Source organism: Parvibaculum sp., from assembly GCF_039680535.1.
GTDB lineage: Bacteria > Pseudomonadota > Alphaproteobacteria > Parvibaculales > Parvibaculaceae > Parvibaculum.
Genome location: NZ_JBDKSS010000024.1, coordinates 1 through 2,221 on the forward strand (window position 1 = coordinate 1; position 2,221 = coordinate 2,221).

The 2,221-nt window shown below is 64.7% G+C and carries 2 protein-coding genes; both read right to left on the reverse strand.

Features of this window, described 5'->3' with window-relative positions; all coding sequences use genetic code 11:
* A partial coding sequence (locus ABFC66_RS15360) for a phage terminase large subunit family protein (RefSeq protein WP_346741849.1) occupies positions 1 to 1,681 on the reverse strand: 1,681 nt, incomplete at its 3' end.
* Positions 1,674 to 2,221: hypothetical protein (locus tag ABFC66_RS15365; RefSeq protein ID WP_346741850.1), on the reverse strand; the 548-nt coding region annotated here is incomplete at its 5' end. The genes ABFC66_RS15360 and ABFC66_RS15365, both read right to left, overlap by 8 nt.

Genomic DNA, 2,221 nt, shown 5'->3' on the forward strand with positions numbered 1-2,221 from the left:
AGCTCTCGGTGCGCTTCGTCGCCAGCTTGATCGGGTCGCCCTCTCGGGTGATCTCCATCGCGTCGACCTCGTCGCAATAGAGCTTGCGGACGGTGTGGCGGCGAAGGTTGCGCGGCGAGCGCGCGGCGAGGATTTTCAGCGACCCGCCGCCGAGCATCCGGCGCTGGGTCAGCGTGTTGCGCCCGTCGAAGCGCCCGATCGCCATCAGGCCGGCAAGCGCCGGGCTCTCACGGAAGGTCGGGTCGATCTCGTCAACCACGATGCCGCGACAGTCGTCGTCGGTCGGCATCAGAAGCATGACAGGGCAGGGGTCATTGGCCGCGTCGGCGGCGAGAGCCGTGACCAGCATGCGGGTGTTGTGCGTCGGGACCATCTGCTCCCCGGCGAGGAAAAGATGGCTCGGGCTGTCCACCTCAATGCACCGAACCGGAACGCTCGGGACAATGCTGGCGCCGATGATGCGGCGACGCAGAGAAATTCCCGAGCGGGCGCTTTCGGTAACGCGCTCCGCCTTTCGACGAAGCTTGAAGGGGTTGACCTCCGGGTTTGGCCTGAACGTCACACGGAACTGGTTCTGAAGGTTTTCATCCGGGTAGACGCGGAGCGTCATGGTTGCCTTCATCCCCAGGGAGATTGCAAGCTCTCTCACCCCCTCCGCCAATGCCTTGTTGGTGACGGAGAGGCCGGCAAACCCCTTTGAGATGGTCCCGTCGCTATCCATGAGGCCGCGGAGCAGTTCGAGACGCTGCTGTCGAGAGGCCCTAAGATAGACGGCCGGGATGTGCTTGTTGTCGTAGACACCAAGGGCACGAAGCGGCTGACAGAACGAGTTAAGGCCGCGAGACCTCTCGCCGAGGACATAGGTGTTGTTGTTCGGCCAGCGGGGGCACTTCACTACCTTCACTGGAACACCATCTTCGGCGATGTAAGATGCCGTCTCGACATCCTTAACGTCCTGCGTGATCTTGGCTTCCTTCGAGTGCCCATCGCCGAGCCACAGCCCGAGCGTGTAGGGCGGGATGGGAAGCTCTGCATCAGGCAGGTCAATAGGGTCAGCGTTCCGAACAGCGAAGGTCGATCGCCCGCCCGAGTAAGTGAGGTTTCGGGCAATGGTCGCGGTGTCGACGATGTAGGAATACTCTTTCGAGGTGTTCCTACGCCCATGGCCGCGACGATTTCCGCCAGCGCCCATCGGGCGACCGCGACGACCGAGAGCGTCTAGGTTCGCTTCCGGAACGCGAGCCTCCACCGCCCAACGGTGGCCGGCGTCAGCTACGACGTTGCTGCCGTCATCAAAAAACAGACGGTAGCACTCATGGTCGGTGAAGATCGGCGACACATAGGTCACGCGGCATACCTGGCCGCGCTCATCGAAAACTGCATCGCCGACCTGCAAGGAACCCATCGTGGTCCAGCCAGAAGGCGTAGCGATCTTGGTGTCCAGCGCGAGCGCGAACCCTGTCCGTGTCGCCTTGACCATCGTGACCCGCTCGATAATCGGATCGCCGATGGCGTCGAGGATGAGGCGCTGGTACTTCCAGGGGCGATACCGCCCCGAGACAGCAGATGTCTCCGCCGGCAGGCGGACGTTCTCCTGAGCCCACTCCGACAGGCGGAGCACAGGCGGCGGCCGAATGGCCTTAGCGGCGCCATGCAGGGCCGCCCTCAGCGCGTCACGCATCTGTCAGCTCCGTCTCGCGGCCGCGGGATCCAGCGACAGGCCCGCCGCTCTCCAGCTCGTCGGCAACGAGGCCGAGGACTTCGCGGCACTGCTCGGCGATGGCCTGGCCGTCATGAGGGGTTAGGCTGGGCACAACTGCGCGGATGCGGCTCGGAAGACCGAGTACGGCCGAGCGAAACGCCGCGCCGATCCTTGACCAGCCCTCCTTGGCCTCGTCGACCGAGATCATCTCGCCGGCCGCGACCTTGTTCTTGCGCTCCTGCTCGATGCGCTGCTCGCGCGCCAGGAGGGCGCGTTCGTCGGCGAGATTGACGCCATTCGCGGTCGCGCGGCCGGCGGCCTTGTTTCGCAGGTCCTCGACATAGGCGAGGAGGCTGGGGCCGGTGAGGAACTCGCCGCGCTTCTTGCCCGGAACCATGATGCCCTTGGCGGCGAGATCGCGCACATTGCGGATCGCGACGCCAATGAGGTTGGAGAACTCCGCCGCGGTGCATGTCTCGGACAGCAGATCGCGGCGGCCGACCTGCACCTGGTCGTCCG